The organism is Streptomyces sp. NPDC047886, from assembly GCF_043204435.1.
In the GTDB taxonomy this organism is placed as follows: domain Bacteria; phylum Actinomycetota; class Actinomycetes; order Streptomycetales; family Streptomycetaceae; genus Streptomyces.
On record NZ_JBIDCF010000001.1, the window covers coordinates 702,585 to 729,019 of the forward strand.

Genomic DNA, 26,435 nt, shown 5'->3' on the forward strand with positions numbered 1-26,435 from the left:
ATGTGTTCGTGATGATTGCGGGAGGGTGCGATGGAGGCGTCCGGCGTGCGGGCGACCGGGAGGGCGCGCGGCGAGCGGCGGCGAGCGGAGATCGTGCGCGCGGCCCTTGACGTGATCGCCGAGCGCGGCTACCGGGGCGCCTCCCTGGCGGCGGTCGCCGAGCGCGTCGGCCTCACCCAGCAGGGGCTGCTGCACCACTTCCCCAACAAGGAGGCGCTGCTCGTCGCGGTCCTGGAGGAACGGGACCAGTGGGACACGGGTGGCGCGGGCAGCGGGGGCCCGGATGACCGCAGGCTCGGCCTGCTGCCGCTCCTGGTCGAGTACAACGCCATGCGGCCCGGCGTCGTGCAGACCTTCTCCGCCCTGCTCGGCGAGAGCGTCACGGACGGGCATCCGGCCCGCGCGTTCTTCACCCGGCGCTACACACAGGTGCGGGAGGACCTGGCGGCGCTGCTGCGGGCCGAGTACGGCGACCGGCTGCCGGGCGGTCTGACACCCGAGCGGGCGGCACCGCTGCTGACCGCCGTCCTGGACGGGCTGCAGTACCAGTGGCTGCTGGACCCGGAGTCGGTGGACATGCCGGCGGCTTTCCGCGACTTCCTGCGTCTGCTGGGCACCGCGCCGCCGTCCGACTGAACCGGACGCCCCGTGGCGGGAGTTGCGGGTGTGCCGGGATACTTCCGGGGCCTGACGAGACCTGACGGACGGAAGGACTCCCGTGTCACCGATACGCACCACGCTCGGCCTCGCTCTCGCCCTCACCACCGCCGCACTCGCCGCACTCGGCACCGCTCCGGCGTCCGCCGCCGGTCCCTCGTCCGCCGCCGGTCCCTCGTCCGCCGCCGGTCCCGCGCCGACGGCGGCCGGGCCCACCGTGGAGGAGGCGCGGCTCGACCGGGAGGTGCCCCGGGAGATCCTGCGTCGCAGCGGATTCGACACGGTGGCACCGGAGTTCGCGTCGGCGCTCGCGGCGGCCGGATCGTACGCGCGGGCCGAGCATGCCGTCGTACGGCACGGGTCGCGGGTGTGGCAGCGGGCCGTGGACCGGGCGCAGGGGCGGGGCGCCGCGCCCGGGGACCTGGCCCGTGACGACGACCGGCCGCTGTACTGGGCCCGCCTGGCCATGACGCGGGAACTGCGCGGCTGGAAGCCGGGGTTCGGGCTGACGGACGAGGCGCGGGCGCGGCTGCTCGGCCGGCTGGAGTCGGCGTCGCGCGGCCAGGACTCCCTCCGGTTCCCGGCGGGCCGGGGGATCAAGCGCGTGCTGATGACCGGCTTCGACCCGTTCACGCTGGACCGGGACATCCGGATCGGCAACCCGTCGGGCGCGGCGGCGCTCGCGCTGGACGGGACGCTGATCCGGACGGCGGACGGCTCCCTGGCCCGGGTCGAGGCGGCCGTCTTCCCGGTGCGCTGGCAGGACTTCGCCGACGGCACGGTGGAGCGGACCCTGCGCCGGCAGCTGCCCCGCGTGGACCTCTTCACCACGGTGAGCCAGGGCCGGGTGGGGCGCTTCGACATCGAGCGGTTCAACGGGGCGTGGCGGGGCGGGTTCCCGGACAACGAGAACGTCTCCGTGACCGGGACCGTGCCCGTCGACGACCCGGCGGGGCAGCCGCAGTGGACGGCGACGACGCTGCCGTACCGGGAGATCGTCGCCGCGGACACGGGCGGCTTCCCGGTGTACGACAACACGCGGGTGACCGAGGTCCCGGCGGGCGCGGCGGACCCGGTGGTCCGGCCGGACGGGCCGACGCCCGGTTCGGCGGCCCGCGCGGGCGGCGGCGGCGACTACCTGTCCAACGAGATCGCCTACCGGGCCACCCTGCTGCGGGACCGGCTGGGGCTGTCCGGGCTGCCCGGCGGTCATGTGCACACGCCCGTACTGCGCTTCGGCGACGGCAACACGGACGCGGTGCAGGACCCGGAGTACCTGCGGAACAGGGCGGCGATCACGGCGCAGGTCCGCGCGATCATCGCGGTCGCCGCGACCGCGTCGCCCGGGTCCGCCGCGCGGGGCTGACGGTCAGGCCGAGCTGACGCCGAGTGCCGCCCCCAGTCCGACCAGCGTTCCGCCGATGACCCGGTTCAGGGCCTTCTGGGCGCGGAGCATCGCGTCGCGCAGCCGGGCGTGGGAGAAGAACAGCGCCACGAGACCGAACCAGGCCAGGTGGGCGAAGGACATGAACAGTCCGTAGCCCGCCTGCTGCCACAGCACGGTGTCAGGGCCGACGACCTGGGTGAAGGTGGAGACGACGAACAGGGTCGTCTTGGGGTTGAGGACGTTGGTGAGGAAACCGGCGCGCAGCGCGCCCCACGGCGTCAGCCCGGGGCCGGACTCCAGGTCCACGGTCAGGTCCGCGCGGGCGAAGAACGTGCGCAGCCCGATGTAGACGAGGTACGCCGCGCCCGCGAGCTTGATCGCCGTGAACAGCGCCGTGTTCGCGGCGATCAGCAGGCCGACGCCGAGCATCGTGTAGGCGACGTGCACGAGGACGCCGGCGGCGACGCCGACGGCGGCGAGCAGGCCGGTCGTACGGCCGTACAGATAGCTGTTGCGTACGGTCATGGCGAAGTCGGCGCCCGGGCTGATGACGGCCAGGACGGTGATGACGGCGACGGCGATCACTTCGGTCATCCGCCCATGCTCACCACGGGCGGCGGTCATGACAAGGCAGAATCGACTCATGATCGTCGCAGCGGCCCAGTTCGGCTCCGTGCCCGCCCGGATCGACACCAACGTCCGCACCATGGGCGCGCTCGTGCGCGAGGCGGGGGCGCGGCTCGTCGTCTTCGCCGAACTCGCCCTGACCGGCTACGAACCGGACCGCATAGCCCGGGACCCGGGCCTGTGGGTCGCGGCGGACGACCCTCGGCTCGACCCGCTGCGCGAGGCGTGCCGGGCGGCCGGCAGCGCGGCCGTCGTGAACGCGCCGGGCCCGCCCCGGCCGGGAGGACGGCCCGGCGGCGGAGGACGGCCCGGCGAGCGACGGCCCGGCGGAGGACGGCCGTTCATCACCTCGTACGTGATCGGCCCCGACGGGCAGACCCTCACCCGGTACGACAAGCGGCATCTGTACGAGGCGGAGGCGGAGGTCTTCGCGGCCGGTGACCGGGACGGCCGTTTCACGCTCGACGGCCACCGCTTCTCGCTGGCCACCTGCTTCGACAACCACTTCGCGGAACTCGGCGAGCGCGCGGCGGCGGACGGCTGCCGGGTCCATCTGGCCAGTTCGCTGTACGGGACCGGGGGCGGCGTCCAGGAGCGGGCGACGGTGTATCCGGCCATCGCCCGCCGCGAAGGACTGTTCGTCGTGCTGGCCAACCACGTGGGTCCCGCAGGGCCCTGGACGGGCTGCGGACGCAGCGCGGTGTGGGGCCCGGACGGCGAACTGCTGGCGGAGGCGGGCCCGGCCGAGCCGGGGCTCGCGCGCGCCGAGATCCCGTAGCACCCTCGGGTGGGCGCGCCTCAGTCCTTCCGGAAGGCGAGGGGCGGGGCCTGCTCGGGACGCGGGGCCAGTTCACGGGCCATGAGGGTCGCGCCCGCGACCGCACCCGGCATCAGGAAGACGGCGACGAACGGAACCAGGAAGGACAGCGCCAGCGGGGCGCCGAAGCCGAGCGTCAGCATGCGGCTGCCGCGCAGCAGGGCGAGCCGGCTCTTGAGGGGGACGCGGCGCCGCTGGAGCGCCACCGCCGTGAGCTCCTCGGTCAGGAAGAAGCCGGAGACGCACAGGCCGAGCACGGGGACGACGGTCTGGCCCAGGACGGGGACGAAGCCGAGCGCGAAGAGCAGCACCCCGTACAGGACCACCCGCCCCAGGATCCGCAGGCTGTCGCAGGCGGAGATCCACAGCTCACGCCAGAGCGGCAGCCCGGACGTGGGGATGTCACCGCCTTCGGAGCGCTCGACCTCCGCGGAGAGCGCCTCGTAGAAGGGCTGGCCGATCAGCAGCGTCACGGCGGTGAAGGTGACCACCGCCAGGAACAGCCCGAGGGCGAAGACGAGCGCGGTGAGGAAGCCGCGGAACAGGCCCTGCCACGGCGAGGTCCAGTCGTCGGCGAACGGCGTGGCCCAGGCGGTCAGGTCGTCAGCGCCGTATCCGAGGCCGACCAGGGCACCGGCGTACAGGACCAGGGTGACGAGGCCGGGCAGCAGCCCGAAGCCGAACCAGCGGCCGTGCCGGCCGACCCACCGCTGGCCTTTCACGAGGTAGCCGAAGCCCCTGCCGAGATCACGCATGGAGGTCACCCTATCGAGGGACGGTCGCTAGTCTCGGGCCACGTCGTCGGTTGGGAGGGAACACGCGTGACCGGGATATCGAACATGGTGCGAGGCTTCGTCGCCGCGGGGTTCGAGGAGGTACGGGACGAGTTCGCCGCCGTGGTGGCGGGGGAACGGCCTGACTACGCGGGCCAGTTGGCCGTCCATGCGCACGGGCGGAACGTCGTGGACCTGTGGGCGGGGCCGGACACGGACGGCGACACCCTGTTCGGCGTCTACTCCTCCACCAAGGGCGCCGCACATCTGGTCGTCGCCCTGCTCGTGCAGGACGGCGTCCTGGAACTGGACCGGGCCGTGGCGCACTACTGGCCGGAGTTCGCGGCGGGCGGCAAGGGCGGTGTGACCCTGCGGGATCTGCTCGCCCATCGAGCGGGCGTGGTGGGCGCCGACGCCGGGCTGACGCCCGAAGAGCTCGCCGACGACCGGGTCGTCGCCGAGCGGGTGGCCGGGCAGCGCCCGTACTGGCGCCCCGGCACCGCCTTCGGCTACCACGCGCTGAACATCGGCGCGCTGACCGGCGAGGTGGTGTTCCGGGCGACCGGCCACACCCTGCACGAGGTGTACGAGACGCGGGTGCGCGCCCCGTACGGGCTCGACTTCCACCTGGGCCTGCCGGAGGAGCACGAGCCGCGGTTCCGTTCCGTGCTTCCCATGGACCCGACACCGGAGCAGCGTGCGCTGCTGGACGCCGGGCCGGCGGACGGGACCGGGTCCCTCGGGGTGATCGCCTTCAACAGGAACGGGGAGCACCCGACCGATCTGGAGTCCCTGCCCAACACGCGGCGGGTCCGCGCCAAGGGCCCCGCTTCGGTGGGCGGGGTCGCGTCGGCGCGCGGGCTGGCGGGGCTGTACGCGGCGGCCATCGGAGCGCTGGAGGGCCACGCGCCGCTGCTGAAGCCGGACACGGTCGCCGAGTTCGGGCAGATCCACTCGCACGGCATGGATCTGGTGGCCCGCGCGCACAAGTCGCTGGCGCTCGGCTTCCAGAACACCGCCGACGTCTACCCGTGGCTGGGCGCGGGGTCGTTCGGGCACAGCGGGGCGGGCGGCTCGCAGGCGTTCGCCGATCCGAGGGCGGGGCTGGCCTACGGGTACACGCGCCGCCGGTTCGCGTTCCCCGGTGGGGCGGCGCCGGAGAACGAGCGGCTGGTGCTGGCGGCACACCGCGCGGCGACCCGCTGAGCCGCGAGCCGCCGGGGCGGCTCCGGCGGGGCGGGTCACATAGGGGCGGGTCACGGCGGCGGGACGGGGCGCGGCGGGGCGGCTCACGGCGAGACGGGTCACGGCGGCGGGGCGGGTCACGGCGGCGGGGCGGGTCACGCGGCGAGGCGGCTCACGCGGCGAGGCGGCTCACGGCGGGGAATGATGCCCCGAGCCGCCGCGCCGGGCACGGCGAAGGGCCGCACCCCGCCGGGGTACGGCCCTCGTGGTGCCGGTCGGGTCGACCGGTCAGACGGCCAGCTCGACCGTGATGTTGCCCCGGGTCGCCTTGGAGTACGGGCAGACCTGGTGCGCCTTCTCGATCAGGCTCTTGGCCGTCTCGACGTCCACGTTCGGGATGTGCGCCGAGATCCTGACGATGATCCCGAAACCGTCGTCGTTCTTGCCTATGCCGACCTCGGCGGTGACCTTCGAGCCGGAGATGTCGGCGTTCTCCTGGCGGCTCACCACACCGAGCGCGCCCTGGAAGCAGGCGCTGTAACCGGCGGCGAAGAGCTGCTCCGGGTTGGTGCCCGCGCCGGAGCCGCCCATGGCCTTGGGCGGGTTGACGACCACGTCGAGCGCGCCGTCGTCCGTGGCGACCCGCCCGTCCCGGCCGTTCTCGGCGGTGGCGACGGCGGTGTACAGGACGTCGGACTGCTGGATGGACATGTAGGGGTTCCTCCTGTGATGCGCCGCGACTCGCGCCCACGATCGCGACGGCCTGGAGGTGAGCCTAGCGGGTGAGTGAAACGATCATCTTTCCGGTGTTCTCACCGCGCAGCATGCCGAGGAACGCCTCGACGCCGTTCTCGACGCCCTCGACGACGGTCTCGTCGTACGTCAGCTCGCCGGAGCGCAGCCAGCCGGCGACGTCCTGGACGAACCGGGGCTGGAGCGCCGCGTGGTCGCGGACCATCAGGCCCTCCAGGCGGAGCCGCTTGCCGATGATCATGGCCATGTTGCGCGGGCCGGGCGCGGGCTCGGTGTCGTTGTAGCCGGCGATCATGCCGCAGATCGCGATGCGGCCGTGCACGTTCATCCGCGAGATCGCCGCTTCGAGGTGCTCGCCGCCGACGTTGTCGAAGTAGACGTCGACGCCGTCGGGGGCGGCGGCCTTCAGCTGCTCGGCCACGGGGCCGTTCTTGTAGTTGAAGGCGGCGTCGAAACCGTACTTCCCGGTCAGCAGCTCGACCTTCTCGTCGGAGCCGGCGGAGCCGATCACCCGCGAGGCGCCCCGGAGCCTGGCCAGCTGGCCGACCTGGCTGCCGACGGCACCGGCGGCACCGGAGACGAAGACCGTGTCGCCCTCCTTGAAGGAGGCGGTCTCGAAGAGGCCCGCGTAGGCCGTGAGGCCCGTCATGCCGAGCACGCCGAGGTACGCGGAGAGCGGGGCGAGAGAGGCGTCCACCTTGGTCGCGTGCTTCGCGTCCAGGTCGGCGTACTCCCGCCAGCCGAGCCCGTGCAGGACGTGGTCGCCCACCGCGAAGCCCTCGGCGCCGGAGGCGATGACCTCACCGACCGCGCCGCCGTCCATGGGCCGGTCGAGCGCGAACGGCGCCACGTACGACTTGACGTCGTTCATCCGGCCGCGCATGTACGGGTCGACGGAGAAGTGCAGGTTGCGGACCAGGATCCGGCCCTCGCCCGGCGCCGCGACGGGAACCTCGCGCAGGGCGAAGTCCTCCGGCTTGGGCCAGCCGTGCGGGCGGGCGACGAGGTGCCATTCACGGCCGGACGAGGGAAGAGCGGACATGGTGCGGTGCCTCCTGAGACGTTCCATGGGCCGGACAATGTTTCATGACCTGAAACAACCATGCGCCTCGATATTTCAGGTTGTCAAGTAAACGGGTATCCTGAGGCCATGGCCAGCAGACGTACAGACGCGCTCACCCTCGAAGTCGTGGAGCTCATCGGCACGGTGGTGGCCCGCTACCACGCGGAGTACGAGCAGGCCGCCGCCCAGCACTCGCTGACCGGCGCGCAGGCCAGGGTCCTCAGCCTGCTCACCCTGGATCCGCTGCCGATGCGCCGGATCGCCCGCTCGCTGCGCTGCGAGCCGTCCAACGTGACGGGCATCGTGGACCGGCTGGAGGCGCGCGGCCTGGTGGAGCGGCGCCCCGACCCGGCGGACCGCCGGGTGAAGCTGGCCGCCCCGACCGAGGAGGGCCGCGCGACGGCACGACGCCTCGGTGACGCGCTGGACTTCGCCCGCGAGCCGCTGGCCGGCCTCTCGGTCGCCGAGCGCGCCGTACTGCGGGATCTGCTCCTGCGGATGCTGGGCGAGGAGCGGCCCCCGGCCGAGGGCTGAGCCCTCCCGCCGACCGGGGCGGCCGAACGGACTCACGGCCGGCGCGGCCGGGCGGGCTCGCAGCCCGGGCGGACGCACGGACTCGCGGACGGGTCGGCGCACAGGCTCTCGAACCGGTCGGCCCGCAGACTGGCGAACCGGTCGACCCGCAGACTGGCGGACCGGTCGGCGCACGGGCACCGGATCGGCCGGTGGAAACGCGGGCGTGGGCTCCGCCAGGGGGTGTCCGGCGGATCAGGGTCGCATCGGAGCCGGATGCGCTCTCCCGCTGGTGAACGGGGTCCGGTGCGTGCGGACGCACGGCGGAGGAGCGAGCCACCGCAGCGCACCGGCGACCGACGACAACGCCGCAGTCGCGCGTGCCGGAGCAGACGGCCCCAGCACGGCCCGCCGGACACGGCCTAGAAGCACCACCACAGCCACGGGGTGCAGGTCTGCGTCGGCGAGGGCTCCGGGGCGGGCGCCGAAGGCGTGGGCCCGTCCGACACCGACGCGGACGGCGACGGGATGGCGCTGGGGTCGCCCGACCCGGGCTCGTCCGGCTTGTCGTCGCCGCCACCGCCGCCGCTGCCGCCCCCGTTGCCGTTGCCCGGGCGGGTGCCGCCGCTGTAGGAGGCCGGGACGGACGCCGTGGCGCCGCCACCCGGGCCCGAGCCCGAGCCGTCGCCGGGAGCCGTCGCCGCGGGCTCCCCCGACGCACCCGGTGCGGGGTCGTCGGACGAGGGCGAAGGGTCGCCCGTCACGGAGGCGGAGGCGGTGGGCTCGTCCACGGCGTCCGGGTTATCCGGCAGCTCCGTGCCGCCCGTCGGCAGCGGCGCGGGCACCGAAGCGGAGAGGTCCTCGCGTACGACACCGGCCGCGTCCCCGTCACCCGGGAACTCGCTCGCCAGCTCGGCCAGGCTCAGTGCGCCGGCCGCCAGTACCAGTGCGCCGATCCCGATCAGCACCTTGCGCCCCCGGCGCCTGCGGGCGCGCCGACCCGACCGGGCGGCCCGTCGTGGCGCGGGCTGGGCGCGGCGGTGACCCGCGGCCGGCTGGTCCTCGTCCCGGGACAGCTCGACGACGAACTCCGCCGCCGCGTGGGGGGCGTCGTGCCGGAGTTCCTCGGCGGGGGTGCCGCACCCGGCACAGGCGAGCGCCCCGTTGAGGTGCCGTCGGCACTGGTGGCAGTAATCCATGGCGCCCGCAGGTTATGCGGCGGTGACGCACGCGAGACAGGCGGCACTGTGAGGATCTTGTGCAGAAAACGCTCAAACCCGTGTGGCGCCTCGCCCATACCCCACGGAACCCGGTGAACGGGTACGCCCGGAACCCATCGGGCCGAACAGGGGCAGGATGACGGCATGAACTCCGCGCCGTTCGGTCCGCTCGACTTCCAGCTCGTCCTGCTGCGCCGCATGGCCGATCACCAGCCGGGGCTCGTGGAGGACGCCCGCCGTGAGCTGGGCGTCTCGATCGGCGACATGCGCGAGGCGAACCGCCGCTGGCAGGCCATGGTCCGCTCCCCACGGGCGCGCGGGGCCCTCGCGCGTTACCGCTCCGTGCTCGGCGAGCCCGAGTCGCGCGTCCGCCGCCGCATCGGCGACCTGGACTGCGAGGCCGTCCAGTGGCCCGTACCGCTCTGGCCCGACCTCCGCTTCGAGGTGCTGACCGCACCCGACGGGCGCTCGGTGTGGAACGAGTGGCTGGTCAGGGCGGTCGGGGCCACCAGGCCGGATCTGCGTACGGTCGCCGACCTGCGGCCCTGGGCCTGCACCGTCGACGAGGTGGCCCGCGCCTTCCCGCCGGCCAGGCCGCTGGAGGGCAGCGCGCCCACCCGGTGGCGCCTGGCGTTCACGCCGCCCGGCGGGGGCTCGGCGGTCGCGGAGTTCACCTGGGGGCTGCTCCAGCGGCTCGTCCAGGCGCCGGACGGACCGTGACGCGGCCAGACGGACAGTGACGCGGCCGGACGACCGGACCGTGGCCGTCGGAAGGCAACCGGTCGGACGGTGACCGGTCAAACAGTGACCGGTCAGACGGTGACCGGTCAGACGGTGACCGGTCAGACGGCAACCGGTCAGACGGCAACCGGTGAAACAGTGACCGGTCAGACGGTGACCGGTACCGGGTGGATCTCGTCGGCCAGGTGCCCGGCCTTCTCGTGCACCCGCTGCACCGCATCGGCGGACGGCCCCTCCGACAGGCAGTACACGGTGCCGGACTCGGGGTCGGCCCACGCCCGCTCGAAGTGGACCCCTTCCTCCTTCTCCAGGGCGAGGTCCGCCTCGTGCGCCTCGCGGAGCTTCTCCGTCGTGATGCCCTTCATACCGTGGTGGACATCCATGAACGTCGCCATGACTCCACACCTCCGGGGTGTTCTGTGTGCCCCTCCTCCATGGTGCGCCCGGGACAGCCCGGCGGCATGGTGAACCGGGGGCGGGCGGGGCCCGTACCGCCCTGGGGTACCGATCCCGCGCGGCCGCGACCCGTTCACCCATCGGCTGGCACCCCGTCAGCCGCCACCCCCCGACCGGCGCAGTCCGGCGCGCGCCGCGCGTGCGGCGATCGCACGATGCGAAGACGTACCGCTCTCGGGAGGATCCGCCGTGACCGTCAGTCTTGAGCAGTTGCGCCGCTGCCACGTCGCCGTCGATCTGGGGGCCGCCAGGACCCGGGTCTTCGTCAAGGGTGTCGGGCTCGTCGTGGACGAGCCGAGCGTCGCCGCCGTCAACATCCGCACCGGCGCGCTCATCGCCGTCGGCGAGTTCGCCGAGAAGATGACCGGCCGCACCCCGGACTACATCCGGGTCGCCCGGCCCATCTCGGGCGGCAGCGTGGTCGACATCGACATGGCCCAGCGCATGCTGCGTCACCTCCTCGGCGAGAAGCTCCGCCGCCAGCTGCGCCGCAAGCCGATGCTGCGGGCGGCCGCCTGCACCCCGCACGGCAGCGACCCGCTGGCGCAGCGCGCCACCATCGAGACGATGGTCGGTCTCGGCGCCCGCCGTGTGGAACTGGTCGACACGCTGATCGCGGCGGCCGTGGGCTGCGGCCTGCCCGTGGAGCAGCCGACCGCCACGATGATCCTGGTGTGCGGGGCGGCCACGACCCAGGTGGCCGTGCTGTCCCTGGGGTCGATCGTCACGGCCGAGCGCATCCCCGTCGGGGGCAACGCCATCGACCACGCGGTCATCCAGTACCTGCGCCACCAGCACGAACTGATGCTGCCCAGCCAGTCGGTACGCCCCCTCCAACTGGCGCTGCACGGCAACGGCCTGACGACGAAGGGCCCGGCCGCCACGGAGATCCACGGCCGGGACGTCGCGACGGGACTGGCCCGTTCGGTGCTCGTGGACACCGCCGCCGTGCGCCAGGCGATCCACACGCCGCTGACGGCCGTCCTGGACGGCATCGGCAAGGTGCTGCGGGACTGCCCGCCCGATCTGGTGGCCGACCTGGTCGACCGCGGGGTCATGATGGTCGGCGGCAGCGCCCGGCTGCCGGGGCTCGACCAGATGCTGCGCGACGCGACGGGAATGCCGGTGCACATCGCGGAACGCCCCGACATCTGCGCGGTGCTGGGGCTCGGCGAGATGCTGGAGGGCCGGATCCAGCCGCTGACGCTGAACCCGCTGGCCGAGGCGGACTGACACGGGGGCGACACGGTCCGGTACGGGCGCCGGCGGCTCCGTCCCGGCACCGGCAACGGCACGTGCGGCGGGCTGTCCACGGCGGGCGAGAGGTACGCGGGCGGCGGCGAGGACACCACGCACGCGCTCGGCGCGGGTGGCGGCGGCACCACGCACGCGCCCGACGCGGGCGGGGCCGGGCGGCGGACGGGCGAGGGACCCGCTTCCCCCGGGGGACCCGGCCCGCACGGCGCCCGGGGTACGGCGCTGACCTGGACTCGCCCCGTGAGGGCCGTCGTGGCGGGCCCGGGGCGGGGAGCCCCGGGTACGGCGAAAACCGGTCGCGGCACGGGCCGGGCGGCCACCACAGTGGGCGGATGAGCGAGATGTGGACGACCGCGCTGGCCGGGGCCGCCGCCGGTCTCGGGGTCGCCGTGCCGGTCGGCGCGATCGGTGTGCTGCTGGTCCAGGAAGGTATGCGGAACCGGCGTGGCGCGATGGCGGCCGGGGCCGCGGTCGCCGTGGTGGACGGGGCGTACGCGGCGGTGGCGACGGCGCTCGGCCCCCTGGTCGCGGCCGCGCTGTCCGGGGTCGAGGCATGGGTGCGGCTGGTGGCGGCGTCGGTGCTGCTGGCCATCGCGGGGCACGGGTTGTGGCGGTCGCGCCGGGAGCAGGCTCCCGCGCACCCGGGCGCACGGGTCGGCGGGGGTGCGGCGCGCACGTTCGTACGGTTCGCGGCGCTGACGCTCGTCAATCCGACGACGGCGCTGTACTTCGCGGCACTCACCACCGCGCAGGGTGCCGCGCTCGGCGGCGGGACGGCCGGGGCGGTGTTCGTGGGCGCGGTGTTCCTGGCGTCGCTCGGCTGGCAGCAGTTCCTGGTGGCGGCGAGCGGCTTCGCCGGGGCGCGGATCTCCGACACCGCCCGCAGGTGGACGTTCCGGGTGGGCTACGGGCTGGTGGCGGTGTACGCGGTGAAGGTCGCGCTGCCCCTTCCCTGAAGCCCCGGACGCGCGCCCACGCACCCCTGCGGCGGAGCTACGCCGTACGGCTCACTCCCCCGCGCCGCCCGCCGTGGCCAGGCCTTGACTGGGGAGTGGTACGCGTCTCACCGCGTGAAACGGCACGGTGGGCCCCTCCGGCGGTCGCGGTGGGGAGAATGGTGGGGCCCGAGCCCGCGGATGAACGGCCCCGTACCCACGGGGATGCGAGGAGGACGACCGTGAGTGCCCTCTTTCCGGCCCTGGCCGCCGGATCGGACGACCGGCCCGCGCTGCGCTTCGGCGAGCGTTCCCTCACCTACGGCGAACTGCGCGCCGTCGCCGGGCACCTGGCCGGACGGCTCGCGGGCGCCGGGCGGGTCGCCGTCTGGGCCACGCCCACCCCGGAGACGGCCGTCGCGGTGGTCGCGGCCCTCCTCGCGGGCGTCCCGGCCGTGCCGCTCAACCCGAGGACGGGCGAGCGCGAGCTCGCCCACATCGTCGGCGACAGCCGGCCCGACCTGGTGCTGGCCGCGCCCGGCGACGAACTGCCCGCGCCCCTGGCCGGGGTGGCGCGCCTCGACGTCCCGGCCAGGGGCACCGGCCCGCTGACCGGCCGGCCGGAGGAGCCCGGCCCCGAGGCGCCGGCTCTCATCGTCTACACGTCCGGTACGACGGGCCCGCCCAAGGGCGCCGTCCTCCCCCGCCGGGCGGTCGCCGCGACCCTCGACGCCGTGGCGGACGCCTGGGCCTGGACCGCCGACGACGTGCTGGTGCACGCCCTGCCGCTGTTCCACGTCCACGGCCTGGTCCTGGGCGTCCTCGGCCCGCTGCGCCGGGGCGGCTCCGTCCGCCACCTGGGCAGGTTCTCGGTGGAGGGCGTGACGCGCGAGCTCGCCTCCGGCGGGACGATGCTGTTCGGCGTGCCGACCATGTACCACCGGCTGGCCGAAGTCCTGGACGGGGACGCGGAGTCGGCGAAGGCGCTGGCGGGCGCGCGGCTGCTGGTCTCCGGCTCGGCGGCGCTGCCGCTCCACGACCACGAGCGCATCGCCGCGGCGACCGGGCGGCGGGTGATCGAGCGGTACGGCATGACCGAGACCCTGATGCTGTGCTCGGTGCGGGTACACCCCCTCGCCCCCGACAGCGTCCGGCCGGACGCGGGCCAGGAGCGGCCCGGCACGGTCGGGGTCCCGCTGCCCGGCGTCGAACTGCGCCTGGTCGAGGAGGACGGGACGCCGATCACCGCGTACGACGGGGAGACGGTCGGCGAGATCCAGGTGCGCGGCCCGAACCTGTTCACCGCGTATCTGAACCGTCCCGACGCCACGGCCGCCGCGTTCGACGGCGACTGGTTCCGTACCGGCGACATGGCGATCAGGGAGGAGGACGGTTCGGTGCGGATCGTGGGGCGCAAGGCCACCGACCTGATCAAGAGCGGCGGGTACAAGATCGGCGCCGGGGAGATCGAGAACGCGCTGCTCGACCACCCCGGGGTGCGGGAGGCCGCCGTGACCGGGGAACCGGACCCCGACCTCGGGGAACGGATCGTGGCCTGGGTGGTGCCCGCCGATCCCGGCGCGCCGCCGCGCGCGGACGAGCTCGCGGACCATGTGGCGGCGCAGCTCGCCCCGCACAAGCGGCCGCGCGCCGTCCGCTACGTCGACGTGCTGCCCCGCAACGACATGGGGAAGATCATGAAGCGGGCCCTGCGTGACTGACACGCCGAGGGCGACCGCCCGCGAGATGATCGCCCTGGTCACCGACGACTTCGCCGACGCGACGGGCCACGGGCCGCCCCCCGGCGACGGCTCGGCCGACGGTCCGCTGTCGTGGGAGGGGTACGGCGCCTCCCGCGCCCGTGCCGCGGAGCGCACCGGCGAGGACGAGTCCGTCGTGTACGGCGTCGCGTCGCTCGGCGGCCGCCGGTGCGCGCTGCTGGCCTTCGAGTTCGGGTTCCTCGGCGGATCCCTGGGCGAGCGCACCGGCGACCGGCTGGAGGCGGCCTACCGGCTGGCGCGGGAACACCGGTACCCGCTGGTGTCGCTGGTGGCGACGGGCGGCAGCCGGATGCAGGAGGGCATGGTCGCGCTGACCCAGCTCCAGCGGGTGGCCCGTGAGTCGGTGCTGCTGCGGGAGGCGGGCGTGGCGCACCTCGCGGTGCTGCGCGACCCGGCGACGGGCGGCGGCTGGGCGACGGTCGGCGCGGGCGCCGATGTGATCCTGGCGCTGCCCGGGGCACAGATCGGGTTCGCCGGGTCGCGGGTGCGGCCGGCGGACGCGGACCCCTCGGCGTACACGGCCGAAGGCCAGCTGGCGGCAGGGCACATCGACGCGGTCGTGGCCCGCGGGGAGCTGCGGGAGACGCTCACGCGGTGGGTGGCCGCGCTGGGCGGGCCCGGCGCGGCCGAGCCCGTGCCGCCGCCGGGCGCCCTGTCGGACACGCCGCTGCCGGAGACCGGCTGGGACGCGGTACGGCAGGCCCGCGCCCCTGGGCGGCCGCGCGCCGAGGCGTATCTCGACCGGTACTTCACGCGGCGGCTGCCGCTCAGCGGCGATCGCTGCGGCGGCACGGACCCCGGCATGCTGTGCGGGGTGGGGCTGCGCGACGGGCGGCCCGTCGTGTACGCGGCGCAGTGCGGCACCGCGACCCGCCCCGCCGGGTTCCGTACGGCGGCGCGCGTGATCCGGCTCGCCGACCGGCTCGGCATCCCGGTGCTGACGCTCATCGACACGCCGGGCGCGGCCAATGACGCCGAGGCCGAGCGGGCGGGCGCGGGCCCCGCGATCGCGGAGGTCTTCGCGGCGGTCGCGGCGGCGCGGGTGCCGGTGACATCGCTGCTGATCGGCGAGGGCGGCTCGGGCGGGGCGCTGGCGCTGGCTGCGCCGGACAACACGTGGGCCACACCGGACAGTTACTTCTCGGTGATCGCCCCTGAGCTCGCCGCCGCGATACTCAAGCGCCCGCCGGACGACGCCCCGCACACGGCGGAACAGCTGCGGCTCCGCCCGCAGGACCTGGTGGAACTCGGCGTCGTACGGGGCGTCGTCAGCTCCTGACCGACCGGCCGGCGCCCGCCCCTCACCGGGCTGCGCCGGCTCGATCCCGCTCCTACCGGGCCGTGTGGTCCTGGCCGGCCCCCGGCACGTCGTCCACGAGGGTGGCGTCCACCCCGTCGAGCACGGTGGTCAGGGCGTTGAGGCGGGCGCGCAGCTCGCGCAGCTCGTCCAGGGGCATACCGGTCGCGGCGGCGATCCTGCGCGGCACCCCGCGTGCCCGCTCGCGCAGGGCCAGGCCCTCCGGGGTGGGCCGGGCGGTGACGGACCGCTCGTCCTCGGCGCTGCGCCGCCGCTCGATGTATCCGGCCGCCTCCAGCCGCTTGAGCAGCGGCGACAGGGTGCCCGAGTCGAGCCGCAGGTGTTCTCCGATCCGTTTGACGGGCAGTTCCCCGTGCTCCCAGAGCACCAGCATGACCAGGTACTGGGGGTAGGTCAGCCCGAGATCCTTCAGCACGAGGCGGTACACCCCGTTGAACGCGCGGGTGGCGGCGTGCAGCGAGAAGCAGATCTGGTGGTCGAGGCGGAGGAAGTCCTCGTCCCTCACCGTGTCGAGCGTGTCCATGGCTCCAGGCTAGCGCGACCTGCCCGTGACGCCATTAAGTTGTGCACAACTGAATAGTGCGCTACAAATGGAGTCACGTCCGACGGACGAACCGACGAGAGGACCTGTCAACCCATGAACGCGCTGTACACCGCCGTCGCCACCGCCAACGGCCGCGAGGGCCGCGCCGTCAGCTCCGACGGCCGGATCGACCTGCCGCTCGCGCACCCCCAGGCACTCGGCGGCAACGGCCAGGGCACCAACCCCGAGCAGCTCTTCGCCGCCGGCTACGCCGCGTGCTTCGCCAGCGCCATGGGCGCCATCGGCCGGCAGGAGAAGATCGACGTCAAGGACGCCTCGGTCACCGCCGAGGTGAGCATCGGCAAGGACACCGACGGCGGCTTCGGCCTGGCGGTCGTCATGCGCGTCGAGCTCCCGGAGCACCTCCAGGGCGAGGCGGGCCGCGAGCTGCTGGAGAAGACCCACGCGTACTGCCCGTACTCCAAGGCGACCCGCGGCAACATAGCCGTGGAGATCGTCGTCGAGTAACGGGGTCGCGGTCGGGCGACCGACGGCGAAACGCGCCGACGCGCACACCAGGAACACCGGGAACACCCGACACCCCGGAAGCACCCGCAACACTGAGAACACCGGAAGCTGAACGCGCGAAACGCACGGAGAAGCGGGAACCGGGATACGGGAACCGGCGACCCGGGACTACGGGATCCGGCGATCCGGGATACGGGGATACGGGGATACGGGGATACGGGAACCGGATATACGGAGAAGGGGGCCTCGGACATCAGTCCGAGGCCCCCTTTCGGCCGTGTCAGAAAGCCGGGGTGTCCCACCCCGTGACGGCGGCGCCCTCCAGCCTGCGGCTGCGATAACTCTCACCCTCCAGGGTGACGACCTCCGCGTGGTGGACGAGCCGGTCGACCGTCGCCGACGCGATGCCGCCGTCGCCGAAGATCTCCGCCCAGCGCGCGAACGGCCGGTCGCTGGTGACGACCAGCGAGGCCCGTTCGTAGCGGTGCGAGACCAGTCGGAAGAACAGGTTCGCCACCTCGGCGTCGAACGGCACGTAGCCGAGCTCGTCCACGATCAGCAGCGGATACGCGTCGAGGGCGGCCAGCTCCTGTGTCAGCCGCCCCGCGGCCTTGGCCTCACCGAGCCGTACGGCCCACTCGGCGGCCGTGGCGAAGAGCACCGCGTGCCCGTCCTGGCAGGCCCGTACGCCGAGCGCGACCGCCAGGTGCGTCTTGCCGGTTCCGGGGCCGCCCAGGAAGACCACGTTGCCGCCGCGGTGCAGGAAGTCCAGCTTCCCGAGCTGGTGGAGGGTCTGCGGGTCGGGCGCCCGCAGACGACCCGCGTCGAACGCCTCAAGCCGCTTGCGCGACGGGAACCCGGCGGCCGTGATGCGGTACTCGGCGCCCGTGTCCGCCTCGTCCGGCCCGGTCTGCCCGCCTCCCGCGACGGAGTCACCGCCCGTCCGCTGGCTGGGCAGGACGGCATGCGGAGCGGCCGGCTCGGCGGGGTCCCTGTCGGCGTGGGCCGCCATGGGCCCCGACATGTAGGCGAGGATCGCGGCGGAGACGATGAACGCCATGTGGATCACCGTGCCCCAGAGCAGGTCGTGCCGGGGCGTGTGGTGGACGTCGACGAACATCTGGAGCAGGTGCACGGACGAGATGCCCACGATGGCGGTGGCCAGTTTCACCTTCAGCACGTTGGAGTTGACGTGCGAGAGCCACTCCGGCTGGTCGCGGTGGCCCTGGAGGCCGATGCGCGAGACGAACGTCTCGTACCCGCCGACGATCACCATGATCAGCAGATTGGCGATCATCACCACATCGACCAGCTTGAGCACCGCGAGCATGACGTGCGTCTCGTCCGCCTGCCCGCTGATGACGTGGTCGATGAGCTTCCACAACTCATTGAAGAACTTGTAGACGTACACGCCCTGCGCGGCCACCAGCCCGAAATACAGCGGGGCTTGGAGCCACCGGGTGGCGAACAGCGCGTACCCGAGAGTCGTCATGGTCGAGGCGGACGGGTCGGAGCGGGACAACGGAACCTCCGGCGACAGGGGATTCGTCATTCTTGTGCGCCGCCGCCGAAAATCTGAATTCGCGCCACCCGTTGGGATGAATAGAATTCCTGTAGCACAGGGGGTGGCAGGGGCGCCGGAGCGGACGGACACGTGATCCGTCCGGCCCCGCGCCACCGGCCCCGCGCCACCGGTCGCACCCCGTGCCGCCCACCCGGCCGTGGCGTGCCGGGCACGGGTGCCGTGGCGTGCCGTGGGTCACCAGGTGACGGGCAGCGCCTCCGGTCCCCGGATCAGCGCGGCCCGGCGCCAGGGGATGTCCCCGGCGGGGACGGCGAGGCGCATCCCGGGGAGCCGGTCGAGGAGCGTGTCGACCAGCAGGTCGATCTGCAGCCGGGCGAGCAGTCCCCCGGCGCAGTAGTGCGTGCCGTGCCCGAGGGACACATGCGGATTGGGGTGCCGGTCGAAGTCGATCCGGTCCGGGTCGGGGAACACGTCCGGGTCGCGGTTGGCGGCCAGGTACGAGACGTAGACGGCGTCGCCCGCGGCGATCCGGAAGCCGCGGATCTCCACGTCCTCCAGGGCGATCCTGGCCAGCCCGACCGAGCTGCGGTGCGGGATCCAGCGCAGCAGCTCCTCGACGGCCCGTGGCCGGATCGCCGGCTCGTCCCGCATCCGCTCGAACAGCTCCGGGCGGGTCAGCAGGGTGTAGAGCATGTTGCCCACGTTGTTGGTGACGGCCTCGCCGCCGATCTGGAGGGGTCCCGCGACACCGACGGCCTCGTCCTCGCTGACGTCCCCCCTGCCGACGGCGGCGCCCAGCAGCGAGAGGACGTCCTCGCCCGGGGAGCCTGCGCGCTCCCTGACGGCCTCCCGGAGCCAGCCGTACAGACCGTCCTTGGCCTCCGCCGTGTCTCCTGCGCCACGCTCGGGGAAGACGATCCGGTGCGTCCAGTCCAGCAGCCGGGGCCGGTCGGCGGTCGGCACGCCCATCACCTCGCAGATGACGGCCGTGGGGAACGGCCCGAGGACGCGTGCGGTGAGGTCCGCGGGCGGGCCGTCCCGCAGCAGGGCGTCGACCCGCTCGTCCAGCATCGCCCGCGCCCTGCCGCGCAACCGCTCCATGCCGGGCGCGGTGAACGCGGCGGCCACGGCGCGCCGCAGCCGGTTGTGGTCGGGCTGCTCGGCGAAGGCCAGCGAGCCGGGGCGGGGCGCGAAGTGCGGGGCGACCCGGGTGACCTGCCGGTCCACGACGGGCGCGCGGCTGAACCGGGGGTCGTTCGTGACCGCCTTGACGTCGTCGTAGCGGGTGATCAGCCAGGCCCAGCCCTCGCCGTGCGGGAGCCGGATCCGGGTGACGGGCCCGGCGCGCATCAGCTCGGCCAGGACGGGGTCGAACTCCGTGCCGGTCAGGTCCTGCGCGGGCCAGTCCCGTACGGGCGGCGGTTCCAGGGGGGTCCGGGTCGTGGTGTCCTCGATCATGCGGCGGTCCCTTTCGATGGCGGGTGCCGGTCGTCGCGGCCGGTGCGCCTGCCGTCGTGGGCAGACACCGGCCGCCGTGGCGGATGCCGGTCGACCTCACGATCGCCCGCCCGCGGCGGGAGCTCGCGCCGGACTACTCCAAGAAGCCCCAAGGAATCGGCCGTGACGGACACCACCCGGTTCGCCGCCGGTGCCGAAACGCGCCGAGCGGGTGACCGTCCATACGGATGTCCGTGCCCGCCTGCGCGACGGTCCCCCGGAGTGCTCTCCAGGGGACCGGATGAAGGGCCGCATACGGCCGCGTACTCGGTTCGACCAGCGAAGACGCCGGTCGTAACGTTTCTGCGTGCTTGGCGCGGAGTGGGGCGGGTGGGACTCGAACCCACGGCCGACGGATTATGAGTCCGCTGCTCTAACCGGCTGAGCTACCGCCCCTTACGGCGCGTCGCGCACATTTGTGCGCGCCGTCTGCCGCAGCATAGCCGCTCATACGATCTCCTGCTCCGGATGGTCGGCAACGCACGTCCTTGAGGACTGCGCTGGGGCCTGCGCGGTTCCGGAACAGGTCGGATAAACAAGAAAGAGGACCCGGAGGGTCCTCTTTCGTCCGCTCCCCCGGCTGGACTCGAACCAGCAACCCTCCGGTTAACAGCCGAATGCTCTGCCAATTGAGCTACAGGGGATCGCGCTCCCCCGACTGGACTCGAACCAGTAACCTGCCGGTTAACAGCCGGCTGCTCTGCCAATTGAGCTACAGGGGATTGCTGCGTTGCACCGAACGTACCTACCGGGGATGTTCCGGGCGGCGCGCGCTCGCTGCGACACATACATTAGCGCAAGCAGGGGGGTGCTCCGCCAATCGGTATCGCCCCGGGGCCCGGCCACGCATGCCCGGGTGATCTGCGGCCGTCACGGGTAGGCGGCCGACACCGACGCTACGGAAGGTGGCAGCCATGCGCTACAAGGTCTCGTTCATGCTGGGACTGGCCCTCGGGTACGTCCTCGGGACCCGGGCAGGCCGTGAGCGGTACGAGCAGCTGCGGCAGTCGGCGCGCCAGTTCTCGCAGAACCCGGCCGTGCGCAACGCCGCCGAGTCGGCGGCCCAGACCGGCCGGGAGGTGGCGGGCCGCGCGTACCACGTGGTGAGCGACAAGATGGGCGACCGGATGCCCGAGGCCGTCGCCGAACGGGTGCGTTCGCTGCGGGAGCGCGGGCAGGGCGGCGAGGACGACTGGGGCACCAGCAACACCTGAGCCGACGGCCCGGCTCGCCGCCCGGCACCGGTGACCGGGTTCGCCCCCGGCGCCGGTGACCTGGTGGCCGGTGACCTGGTGGCCGTCCTGAACCGGGGCGTCCGGACGGGGCGGCTTCCGGCCCGAGTGCGGCAGAATCGTCTGCATGGGGATAGTCGCCGGGTTGGACAGTTCGTCTGGTTTCACGCGCATCGTCGTCTGCGACACGGACACGGGTGCCGTACTGCGGCAGGGCTACGCCGCGCATCCCGTCGACCCGAAGGCGACGGAGGTCGATCCGCAGGCGTGGCTGCTGTCGCTCGGCGAGGCCGCGTCCGGCGGGCTGCTCGAAGGCGTCCAGGCCATCGGGGTGTCCGCCCAGCAGCAGGCGCTGGTGCCGCTGGACCGGCAGGGCTCCCCGGTACGGGCGGCGCTGGTCGGCAACGACCGGCGGGCACAGGTCGCCGCCGCGGACCTGATCGAGGCGCTCGGCGGCCGGCACGCCTGGGCCGAGGCGGTCGGGTGCGTCCCGCAGGCGGCGCAGCCGGTGGCGAAGCTGCGCTGGCTCGCGCGGGCCGAACCGGAGGCGGCGCGGCACGTGGCGGTGCTGATGCAGCCGCACGACTGGCTGGTGTGGCAGCTGCTGGGCCGCCCGGTCCGCCGGACCACCGACCGGGGCGGCGCGTCGGGCACGGGGTACTGGTCGGCGGCCACCGGGGCGTACCGGCCCGACCTGGTGGAGCTGGCGCTGGGGCATCCGGCCGCGCTGCCGGAGGTGCTGGCGCCGTCCGAGGCCGCCGGGACGACGCCCGAGGGGCTGCTGATCTCGGCCGGGACCGGCGAGACCATGGCCGCCGCGCTGGGCCTCGGCCTCGGCGCCGGCGACGCGGTGGTGTCGCTCGGGGCGTCCGGCTCGGTGATGGCGGTCCACCACGGGGCGCTGGCCGACCCGCACGGCATGATCACCTCGCTGGCCGACGCGACCGGGATGCACCTGCCGGTCGTCCACACGTCGAACGCGGTCCGGGCGCTGCGCGGCACCGCCGAGATGCTGGGCGTGGACAGCCTGGAGGAGCTCTCCGCGCTGGCGCTGAAGTCGACGCCCGGCGCGTCCGGGCTGGTGCTGCTGCCGTACCTGGAGGGCGAGCGGACGCCTCGGCTGCCGCACACGGCCGGGACGCTGAGCGGACTGCGGCGCGAGTCGATGAAGCCGGAGCACCTGGCGCGGGCGGCGTTCGAGGGCATGCTGTGCTCGCTGGCCGACGCGATGGACGTGCTGCGCGGGCGGGGCGTCGAGGTGCGCCGGGTGTTCCTGCTGGGCGCGGCGGCCGAGCTGGCGGCCGTACAGGCGGTGGCGCCCGCGGTGTTCGGCGCGCAGGTCGTCGTACCGCAGCCGGCGGACTACGCGGCGCTGGGCGCGGCCCGGCAGGCCGCGTGGGCGCTGGGCGTGAGCCAGGGCACGCTGTCGCCGCAGGCGCCGCCGGCGTGGCGGGGTGCGGCGGCGCAGGTGCTGGAGCCGGGCGAGGAGACCGCGGTGGGGCAGGCCGTGCGCCAGCAGTACGCGGCGACGCGCGAGCAGTTGCACCCGGGGGCGTTCAGCTCGTAGCGGAGGGCGGCGGGGCGATCGGAAACTCGGTCGTAACGTCCGGCGGGCGCGGGCGATAGTGGAGACCGTGCTCAGACAACTTCTACGGAATTATCTGGGGCCGTACAAACGGCCCATAGCCTTGCTGGTGGCGCTCCAACTCCTGCAGACCTGCGCCACCCTTTATCTGCCCACGCTGAACGCGGACATCATTGACAACGGTGTCGTCACCGGTGACACCGGTTACATCCTGCGGTTCGGCGCTCTGATGATCGCCGTGTCCGTGGTGCAGGTCGCGGGCAACATCGGCGCCGTCTACTACGGCGCGCGGACCGCGGCGGCGCTCGGGCGGGACGTCCGGGCGGCCGTCTTCGCGCGGGTGCAGTCGTTCTCGGCGCGTGAGGTCGGCCAGTTCGGGGCGCCGTCCCTGATCACGCGGACCACCAATGACGTCCAGCAGGTCCAGATGCTGGTGCTGATGGCGTTCACGCTGATGGTGTCGGCGCCGATCATGTGCGTCGGCGGGATCGTCATGGCGCTCGGTCTGGACGTACCGCTGTCGGCGGTGCTGCTGGCCGTCGTGCCGGTGCTCGGGATCTCCGTCTCGCTGATCGTGAAGCGGATGCGGCCGCTGTTCCGCACGATGCAGGAGCGGCTGGACACGGTGAACCGGGTGCTGCGCGAGCAGATCACCGGAAACCGGGTCATCCGGGCGTTCGTCCGGGACGGCTACGAGCGGGAGCGCTTCAAGGGCGCCAACACGGAACTGACCGATGTGTCGATGGCGACCGGCCGGCTGATGGCGCTGATGTTCCCGACGGTGATGACCGTCGTGAACGTGTCCAGCGTCGCCGTCGTCTGGTTCGGCGCGCACCGGATCGACAGCGGCGCCATGCAGATCGGGGCGCTGACGGCGTTCCTGGCGTATCTGATGCAGATCGTGATGGCCGTGATGATGGCCACGTTCATGTTCATGATGGTGCCGCGCGCCGAGGTGTGCGCCGAGCGCATCGAAGAGGTGCTGCGTACCGAGACGAGCGTGCTGCCGCCCGCGGCGCCGGTGCGGGAACTGACCCGTCACGGCCATCTGGAGATCCGCGGCGCGGACTTCCGCTACCCGGGCGCCGAGGAGCCGGTGCTGCGCGGCGTCGACCTGGTGGCCCGGCCGGGCGAGACCACGGCGGTCATCGGCTCGACGGGCAGCGGCAAGTCGACGCTGCTCGGCCTCGTGCCACGGCTGTTCGACGCGACGGGCGGACAGGTGCTGGTCGACGGCGTGGACGTACGGGAGCTGGACCCCGACCTGATGGCGCGGACGGTCGGCCTCGTCCCGCAGAAGCCGTACCTGTTCTCCGGGACGGTCGCCACGAACCTGCGGTACGGGCGGCCCGACGCGACCGACGAGGAGCTGTGGCACGCCCTGGAGGTGGCCCAGGCCGCCGAGTTCGTACGGGAGCTGGACGGCGGGCTGGACGCGCCGATCGCGCAGGGCGGCACCAACGTGTCCGGCGGTCAGCGGCAGCGGCTGGCGATCGCCCGGACGCTGGTGCGGCAGCCGGAGATCTACCTCTTCGACGACTCGTTCTCCGCGCTGGACTACACGACCGACGCCATGCTGCGCGCGGCGCTGGCCCGTGAGACGGCCGCGGCGACCGTGGTGATCGTCGCCCAGCGGGTGTCGACCATCCGCGACGCCGACCGGATCGTGGTCCTGGACGAGGGACGGGTCGTGGGGACCGGGCGCCACCACGAACTCATGGCGGGCAACGAGACGTACCGGGAGATCGTGCTCTCCCAGCTGACCGAGGCGGAGGCTGCCTGATGGCCGGTCCTGGTGGACGGATGATGGCCGGTGGCGGCCCCGACGAACGGTCGATGGACTTCAAGGGCTCGGGCAAGCGGCTGCTGCGGCAGCTCGCGCCGGAGAAGGCGACGCTGTGGGTGATGCTCGCGGCCGGTGTGCTGAGCGTCGCCCTGTCCGTCGTCGGGCCGATGATCCTCGGCTGGGCGACGGACCTCGTGTTCGCGGGTGTCGTCGGCCGCGGCATGCCGGAGGGCACGTCGAAGGAGCAGGCCGTCGACGCGCTGCGCGCCAAGGGCGACGACGGGCTCGCGGACATGCTGTCCGGGGTCGACTTCACGCCGGGGCACGGCATCGACTTCGGTGCCGTCGGCGACGTCCTGCTGCTGGTGCTCGCGGTGTACGTGGCGGCGGGGCTGCTGATGCTGGTGTCGACGCGGTTGTCGATCCGGGTGATCAACCGGACCGTGTACCGGATGCGGGAGGACATCCAGGCGAAACTGGAGCGGCTGCCGCTGTCGTACTTCGACCGGGCCAAGCGCGGAGAGGTGCTGAGCCGGGCGACGAACGACATCGACAACATCGGGCAGACCATGCAGCAGACGATGGGGCAGCTGATCAACTCGGCGCTGACCATCATCGGTGTGCTCGTGATGATGTTCTGGATCTCGCCGCTGCTGGCGCTGGTCGCGCTGGTGACGGTACCGCTGTCGGTGGTCGTCGCGACCCGGGTCGGCAAGCGGTCGCAGCCGCAGTTCGTGCGGCAGTGGCGTGCGACGGGCAGACTCAACGCGCATGTCGAGGAGATGTACTCGGGGCACGCCCTGGTGAAGGTCTTCGGCCGGCAGGAGGAGTCGGCACGGGACTTCCACGAGCAGAACGAGGCGCTGTACGAGGCCGGTTTCAAGGCGCAGTTCAACAGCGGGATCATGCAGCCGCTGATGTTCTTCGTCTCCAACCTGAACTATGTGCTGGTGGCGGTCGTCGGTGGACTGCGGGTCGCGTCCGGCACGCTGTCGATCGGTGACGTCCAGGCGTTCATCCAGTACTCGCGGCAGTTCTCGATGCCGCTGACGCAGGTGGCGTCGATGGCGAACCTGGTGCAGTCCGGTGTCGCGTCCGCCGAGCGGATCTTCGAACTGCTGGACGCCGACGAACAGCCGGGCTCCCCCGCCCTGGAGCGGCCGGAGCGGGTGCGGGGCGCCGTCTCGCTGGAGAAGGTGTCCTTCCGCTACGAGCCGGAGAAGCCGCTCATCGAGGGCCTGTCACTGGCGGTGGAGCCCGGCCAGACGGTCGCCATCGTCGGCCCGACGGGCGCCGGCAAGACGACGCTCGTGAATCTGCTGATGCGGTTCTACGAGGTGACGGGCGGTCGGATCCTGCTGGACGGAGTCGATGTGGCCCGGATGTCCCGCGAGGAGCTGCGGTCCTCGATCGGCATGGTCCTCCAGGACACCTGGCTGTTCGGCGGCACGATCGCCGACAACATCGCGTACGGCGCGGCCGCGACGCGCGAGGTGACGCGGGCGGAGATCGAGGAGGCGGCACGGGCGGCGCACGCCGACCGGTTCATCCGTACGCTGCCCGACGGCTACGACACCGTCATCGACGACGAGGGCGCGGGCGTCAGCGCCGGTGAGAAGCAGCTCATCACCATCGCGCGGGCGTTCCTCTCGGACCCGGTGATCCTGGTCCTGGACGAGGCGACCAGCTCGGTCGACACGAGGACCGAGGTCCTGATCCAGAAGGCGATGGCGCGGCTGGCCCACGGTCGGACGAGCTTCGTCATCGCGCACCGGCTGTCCACGATCCGCGACGCCGATGTGATCCTGGTGATGGAGGACGGTTCGATCGTCGAACAGGGCACGCACGACGAGCTGTTGGCGGCCGAGGGCGCCTACGCGCGCCTGTACGCGGCGCAGTTCGCGCAGGCCGTCGCCGAGGTCGACTGACCCACGGGGAGACGAGGGGAAGACATGACGGGGAACAGGGGGAACACGGGGAACACGGCGAACAGGCGGAACAGCGGGAACACGGACGACGCGGGGTGCCCGGCCGGTACGGGCGACTCGGGAACACGGGGAACAGCGGGAGCACGGGGGACGCGGGAGCACGGGGGACGCGGGGGACGCGGGGGACGGCGGGACGACCGCCGGGCGGGGCGCGGCGGGACGGGGCGGCCGGGGCATCGCGCTCGGCCTGTCGCTCGGACTGACGCCGGGCGCCTCGACCGGCCCGCTGCTCGGCGACCTGGCCGCGGGCGTCGCGCTGGGCACGGGCATCGGTGTCGCGCTCGGTGC

At 73.3% G+C, this 26,435-nt stretch carries 24 protein-coding genes and 3 tRNA genes; 15 read left to right on the forward strand and 12 right to left on the reverse strand.

Annotated features, from left to right (window positions below):
• Window positions 1-30: 30 nt before the first annotated feature.
• Both ACGF5U_RS03135 and ACGF5U_RS03140 read left to right on the forward strand, forming a co-directional pair.
• Window positions 31-636 (forward strand): TetR/AcrR family transcriptional regulator, encoded by a 606-nt coding sequence (locus ACGF5U_RS03135; protein ID WP_392714793.1) that lies wholly within the window; start codon window positions 31-33, stop codon window positions 634-636.
• A gap of 82 nt (window positions 637-718) precedes the next feature.
• Window positions 719-2,023 (forward strand): pyroglutamyl peptidase, encoded by a 1,305-nt coding sequence (locus ACGF5U_RS03140; RefSeq protein ID WP_392714792.1) that lies wholly within the window; start codon window positions 719-721, stop codon window positions 2,021-2,023.
• Window positions 2,024-2,026: 3 nt separating this feature from the next.
• Here the strand turns inward: ACGF5U_RS03140 and ACGF5U_RS03145 are convergent, their stop codons facing one another.
• Entirely contained in the window at window positions 2,027-2,638 is a 612-nt protein-coding gene (locus ACGF5U_RS03145; protein ID WP_392714791.1) for a LysE family transporter, read from the reverse strand.
• 49 nt (window positions 2,639-2,687) lie between these two features.
• On the opposite strand from ACGF5U_RS03145, the gene ACGF5U_RS03150 reads away from it, so the two are divergent.
• A complete protein-coding gene (locus tag ACGF5U_RS03150; RefSeq protein ID WP_392714790.1) occupies window positions 2,688-3,449 on the forward strand; it encodes a carbon-nitrogen hydrolase family protein in 762 nt (253 codons plus the stop codon).
• Window positions 3,450-3,469: 20 nt separating this feature from the next.
• Here ACGF5U_RS03150 and ACGF5U_RS03155 read toward each other — a convergent pair whose 3' ends face one another.
• Window positions 3,470-4,243, reverse strand: coding sequence for an EI24 domain-containing protein (locus tag ACGF5U_RS03155; RefSeq protein ID WP_392714789.1), 774 nt, complete (start codon window positions 4,241-4,243; stop codon window positions 3,470-3,472).
• Window positions 4,244-4,327: 84 nt separating this feature from the next.
• On the opposite strand from ACGF5U_RS03155, the gene ACGF5U_RS03160 reads away from it, so the two are divergent.
• Window positions 4,328-5,467, forward strand: a complete 1,140-nt coding sequence (locus ACGF5U_RS03160) for a serine hydrolase domain-containing protein (protein ID WP_392714984.1) — start codon at window positions 4,328-4,330, stop codon at window positions 5,465-5,467.
• Window positions 5,468-5,734: 267 nt separating this feature from the next.
• Here ACGF5U_RS03160 and ACGF5U_RS03165 read toward each other — a convergent pair whose 3' ends face one another.
• Window positions 5,735-6,157 (reverse strand): organic hydroperoxide resistance protein, encoded by a 423-nt coding sequence (locus ACGF5U_RS03165; RefSeq protein ID WP_392714788.1) that lies wholly within the window; start codon window positions 6,155-6,157, stop codon window positions 5,735-5,737.
• A 64-nt stretch (window positions 6,158-6,221) separates the two neighbouring features.
• Window positions 6,222-7,241 (reverse strand): NADP-dependent oxidoreductase, encoded by a 1,020-nt coding sequence (locus ACGF5U_RS03170; RefSeq protein ID WP_392714786.1) that lies wholly within the window; start codon window positions 7,239-7,241, stop codon window positions 6,222-6,224.
• Between the two features lie 108 nt (window positions 7,242-7,349).
• Here ACGF5U_RS03170 and ACGF5U_RS03175 point away from each other — a divergent pair, with 108 nt between their 5' ends.
• Window positions 7,350-7,796: a MarR family winged helix-turn-helix transcriptional regulator gene (locus ACGF5U_RS03175; RefSeq protein ID WP_392714784.1), complete on the forward strand. Its 447-nt coding sequence runs from the start codon at window positions 7,350-7,352 to the stop codon at window positions 7,794-7,796.
• A gap of 401 nt (window positions 7,797-8,197) precedes the next feature.
• On the opposite strand, the gene ACGF5U_RS03180 is transcribed toward ACGF5U_RS03175, so the two are convergent.
• Window positions 8,198-8,974 (reverse strand): hypothetical protein, encoded by a 777-nt coding sequence (locus tag ACGF5U_RS03180; RefSeq protein WP_392714782.1) that lies wholly within the window; start codon window positions 8,972-8,974, stop codon window positions 8,198-8,200.
• 165 nt (window positions 8,975-9,139) lie between these two features.
• Here ACGF5U_RS03180 and ACGF5U_RS03185 point away from each other — a divergent pair, with 165 nt between their 5' ends.
• Window positions 9,140-9,715 carry a hypothetical protein gene (locus ACGF5U_RS03185; RefSeq protein ID WP_392714781.1) on the forward strand — a complete coding sequence of 192 codons (576 nt, stop codon included), beginning with the start codon at window positions 9,140-9,142 and terminating at the stop codon, window positions 9,713-9,715.
• Between the two features lie 167 nt (window positions 9,716-9,882).
• Here ACGF5U_RS03185 and ACGF5U_RS03190 read toward each other — a convergent pair whose 3' ends face one another.
• Window positions 9,883-10,131, reverse strand: a complete 249-nt coding sequence (locus ACGF5U_RS03190) for an SCO4226 family nickel-binding protein (RefSeq protein ID WP_392714780.1) — start codon at window positions 10,129-10,131, stop codon at window positions 9,883-9,885.
• A 250-nt stretch (window positions 10,132-10,381) separates the two neighbouring features.
• Between ACGF5U_RS03190 and ACGF5U_RS03195 the strand changes: the two genes are divergently transcribed.
• From ACGF5U_RS03195 to ACGF5U_RS03210, 4 genes are all read left to right on the forward strand, one after another.
• A complete protein-coding gene (locus ACGF5U_RS03195; protein WP_392714779.1) occupies window positions 10,382-11,425 on the forward strand; it encodes a rod shape-determining protein in 1,044 nt (347 codons plus the stop codon).
• A 356-nt stretch (window positions 11,426-11,781) separates the two neighbouring features.
• Window positions 11,782-12,405: a lysine transporter LysE gene (locus tag ACGF5U_RS03200; protein WP_392714778.1), complete on the forward strand. Its 624-nt coding sequence runs from the start codon at window positions 11,782-11,784 to the stop codon at window positions 12,403-12,405.
• Between the two features lie 221 nt (window positions 12,406-12,626).
• Entirely contained in the window at window positions 12,627-14,105 is a 1,479-nt protein-coding gene (locus tag ACGF5U_RS03205) for an acyl-CoA synthetase (RefSeq protein WP_392714777.1), read from the forward strand.
• A gap of 25 nt (window positions 14,106-14,130) precedes the next feature.
• Complete coding sequence (locus ACGF5U_RS03210) at window positions 14,131-15,444, forward strand: carboxyl transferase domain-containing protein (protein ID WP_392714983.1); 1,314 nt, start codon at window positions 14,131-14,133, stop codon at window positions 15,442-15,444.
• Between the two features lie 52 nt (window positions 15,445-15,496).
• On the opposite strand, the gene ACGF5U_RS03215 is transcribed toward ACGF5U_RS03210, so the two are convergent.
• On the reverse strand, window positions 15,497-16,006 hold the full coding sequence (locus ACGF5U_RS03215; protein ID WP_392714775.1) for a MarR family winged helix-turn-helix transcriptional regulator: 510 nt from the start codon (window positions 16,004-16,006) through the stop codon (window positions 15,497-15,499).
• A gap of 114 nt (window positions 16,007-16,120) precedes the next feature.
• Here ACGF5U_RS03215 and ACGF5U_RS03220 point away from each other — a divergent pair, with 114 nt between their 5' ends.
• Window positions 16,121-16,534 carry an organic hydroperoxide resistance protein gene (locus ACGF5U_RS03220; protein WP_392714774.1) on the forward strand — a complete coding sequence of 138 codons (414 nt, stop codon included), beginning with the start codon at window positions 16,121-16,123 and terminating at the stop codon, window positions 16,532-16,534.
• 280 nt (window positions 16,535-16,814) lie between these two features.
• Here the strand turns inward: ACGF5U_RS03220 and istB are convergent, their stop codons facing one another.
• From istB to ACGF5U_RS03245, 5 genes are all read right to left on the reverse strand, one after another.
• Window positions 16,815-18,026, reverse strand: coding sequence for an IS21-like element helper ATPase IstB (istB, locus tag ACGF5U_RS03225; protein WP_392714773.1), 1,212 nt, complete (start codon window positions 18,024-18,026; stop codon window positions 16,815-16,817).
• 267 nt (window positions 18,027-18,293) lie between these two features.
• Window positions 18,294-19,517: a cytochrome P450 gene (locus tag ACGF5U_RS03230; RefSeq protein WP_392714772.1), complete on the reverse strand. Its 1,224-nt coding sequence runs from the start codon at window positions 19,515-19,517 to the stop codon at window positions 18,294-18,296.
• Window positions 19,518-19,878: 361 nt separating this feature from the next.
• Window positions 19,879-19,952: transfer RNA gene (locus ACGF5U_RS03235), tRNA-Ile, on the reverse strand.
• Window positions 19,953-20,127: 175 nt separating this feature from the next.
• Window positions 20,128-20,200 (reverse strand) — tRNA-Asn (locus tag ACGF5U_RS03240).
• Between the two features lie 5 nt (window positions 20,201-20,205).
• Window positions 20,206-20,278, reverse strand: a tRNA-Asn gene (locus ACGF5U_RS03245).
• Window positions 20,279-20,470: 192 nt separating this feature from the next.
• Here ACGF5U_RS03245 and ACGF5U_RS03250 point away from each other — a divergent pair.
• From ACGF5U_RS03250 to ACGF5U_RS03265, 4 genes are all read left to right on the forward strand, one after another.
• Complete coding sequence (locus tag ACGF5U_RS03250) at window positions 20,471-20,770, forward strand: YtxH domain-containing protein (protein WP_392714771.1); 300 nt, start codon at window positions 20,471-20,473, stop codon at window positions 20,768-20,770.
• 145 nt (window positions 20,771-20,915) lie between these two features.
• Window positions 20,916-22,355, forward strand: a complete 1,440-nt coding sequence (locus ACGF5U_RS03255; RefSeq protein WP_392714770.1) for an FGGY family carbohydrate kinase — start codon at window positions 20,916-20,918, stop codon at window positions 22,353-22,355.
• 67 nt (window positions 22,356-22,422) lie between these two features.
• On the forward strand, window positions 22,423-24,156 hold the full coding sequence (locus ACGF5U_RS03260; RefSeq protein WP_392714769.1) for an ABC transporter ATP-binding protein: 1,734 nt from the start codon (window positions 22,423-22,425) through the stop codon (window positions 24,154-24,156).
• Entirely contained in the window at window positions 24,156-26,087 is a 1,932-nt protein-coding gene (locus ACGF5U_RS03265) for an ABC transporter ATP-binding protein (protein ID WP_392714768.1), read from the forward strand. Before ACGF5U_RS03260 ends, ACGF5U_RS03265 begins: the two co-directional genes overlap by 1 nt.
• Window positions 26,088-26,435 lie beyond the last annotated feature (348 nt).

Excerpts from the sequence above, each read along its gene's own strand:
- ACGF5U_RS03135 (WP_392714793.1), top strand. The coding sequence starts at position 31 with ATGGAGGCGTCCGGCGTGCGGGCGACCGGGAGGGCGCGCGGCGAGCGG.
- ACGF5U_RS03145 (WP_392714791.1), bottom strand. The coding sequence starts at position 2,638 with ATGACCGAAGTGATCGCCGTCGCCGTCATCACCGTCCTGGCCGTCATC.
- ACGF5U_RS03150 (WP_392714790.1), top strand. The coding sequence starts at position 2,688 with ATGATCGTCGCAGCGGCCCAGTTCGGCTCCGTGCCCGCCCGGATCGAC.
- ACGF5U_RS03155 (WP_392714789.1), bottom strand. The coding sequence starts at position 4,243 with ATGCGTGATCTCGGCAGGGGCTTCGGCTACCTCGTGAAAGGCCAGCGG.
- ACGF5U_RS03160 (WP_392714984.1), top strand. The coding sequence starts at position 4,328 with ATGGTGCGAGGCTTCGTCGCCGCGGGGTTCGAGGAGGTACGGGACGAG.
- ACGF5U_RS03165 (WP_392714788.1), bottom strand. The coding sequence starts at position 6,157 with ATGTCCATCCAGCAGTCCGACGTCCTGTACACCGCCGTCGCCACCGCC.
- ACGF5U_RS03170 (WP_392714786.1), bottom strand. The coding sequence starts at position 7,241 with ATGTCCGCTCTTCCCTCGTCCGGCCGTGAATGGCACCTCGTCGCCCGC.
- ACGF5U_RS03175 (WP_392714784.1), top strand. The coding sequence starts at position 7,350 with ATGGCCAGCAGACGTACAGACGCGCTCACCCTCGAAGTCGTGGAGCTC.
- ACGF5U_RS03180 (WP_392714782.1), bottom strand. The coding sequence starts at position 8,974 with ATGGATTACTGCCACCAGTGCCGACGGCACCTCAACGGGGCGCTCGCC.
- ACGF5U_RS03185 (WP_392714781.1), top strand. The coding sequence starts at position 9,140 with ATGAACTCCGCGCCGTTCGGTCCGCTCGACTTCCAGCTCGTCCTGCTG.
- ACGF5U_RS03190 (WP_392714780.1), bottom strand. The coding sequence starts at position 10,131 with ATGGCGACGTTCATGGATGTCCACCACGGTATGAAGGGCATCACGACG.
- ACGF5U_RS03200 (WP_392714778.1), top strand. The coding sequence starts at position 11,782 with ATGAGCGAGATGTGGACGACCGCGCTGGCCGGGGCCGCCGCCGGTCTC.
- ACGF5U_RS03210 (WP_392714983.1), top strand. The coding sequence starts at position 14,131 with ATGATCGCCCTGGTCACCGACGACTTCGCCGACGCGACGGGCCACGGG.
- ACGF5U_RS03215 (WP_392714775.1), bottom strand. The coding sequence starts at position 16,006 with ATGGACACGCTCGACACGGTGAGGGACGAGGACTTCCTCCGCCTCGAC.
- ACGF5U_RS03220 (WP_392714774.1), top strand. The coding sequence starts at position 16,121 with ATGAACGCGCTGTACACCGCCGTCGCCACCGCCAACGGCCGCGAGGGC.
- istB (WP_392714773.1), bottom strand. The coding sequence starts at position 18,026 with ATGACGACTCTCGGGTACGCGCTGTTCGCCACCCGGTGGCTCCAAGCC.
- ACGF5U_RS03230 (WP_392714772.1), bottom strand. The coding sequence starts at position 19,517 with ATGATCGAGGACACCACGACCCGGACCCCCCTGGAACCGCCGCCCGTA.
- ACGF5U_RS03250 (WP_392714771.1), top strand. The coding sequence starts at position 20,471 with ATGCGCTACAAGGTCTCGTTCATGCTGGGACTGGCCCTCGGGTACGTC.
- ACGF5U_RS03255 (WP_392714770.1), top strand. The coding sequence starts at position 20,916 with ATGGGGATAGTCGCCGGGTTGGACAGTTCGTCTGGTTTCACGCGCATC.
- ACGF5U_RS03265 (WP_392714768.1), top strand. The coding sequence starts at position 24,156 with ATGGCCGGTCCTGGTGGACGGATGATGGCCGGTGGCGGCCCCGACGAA.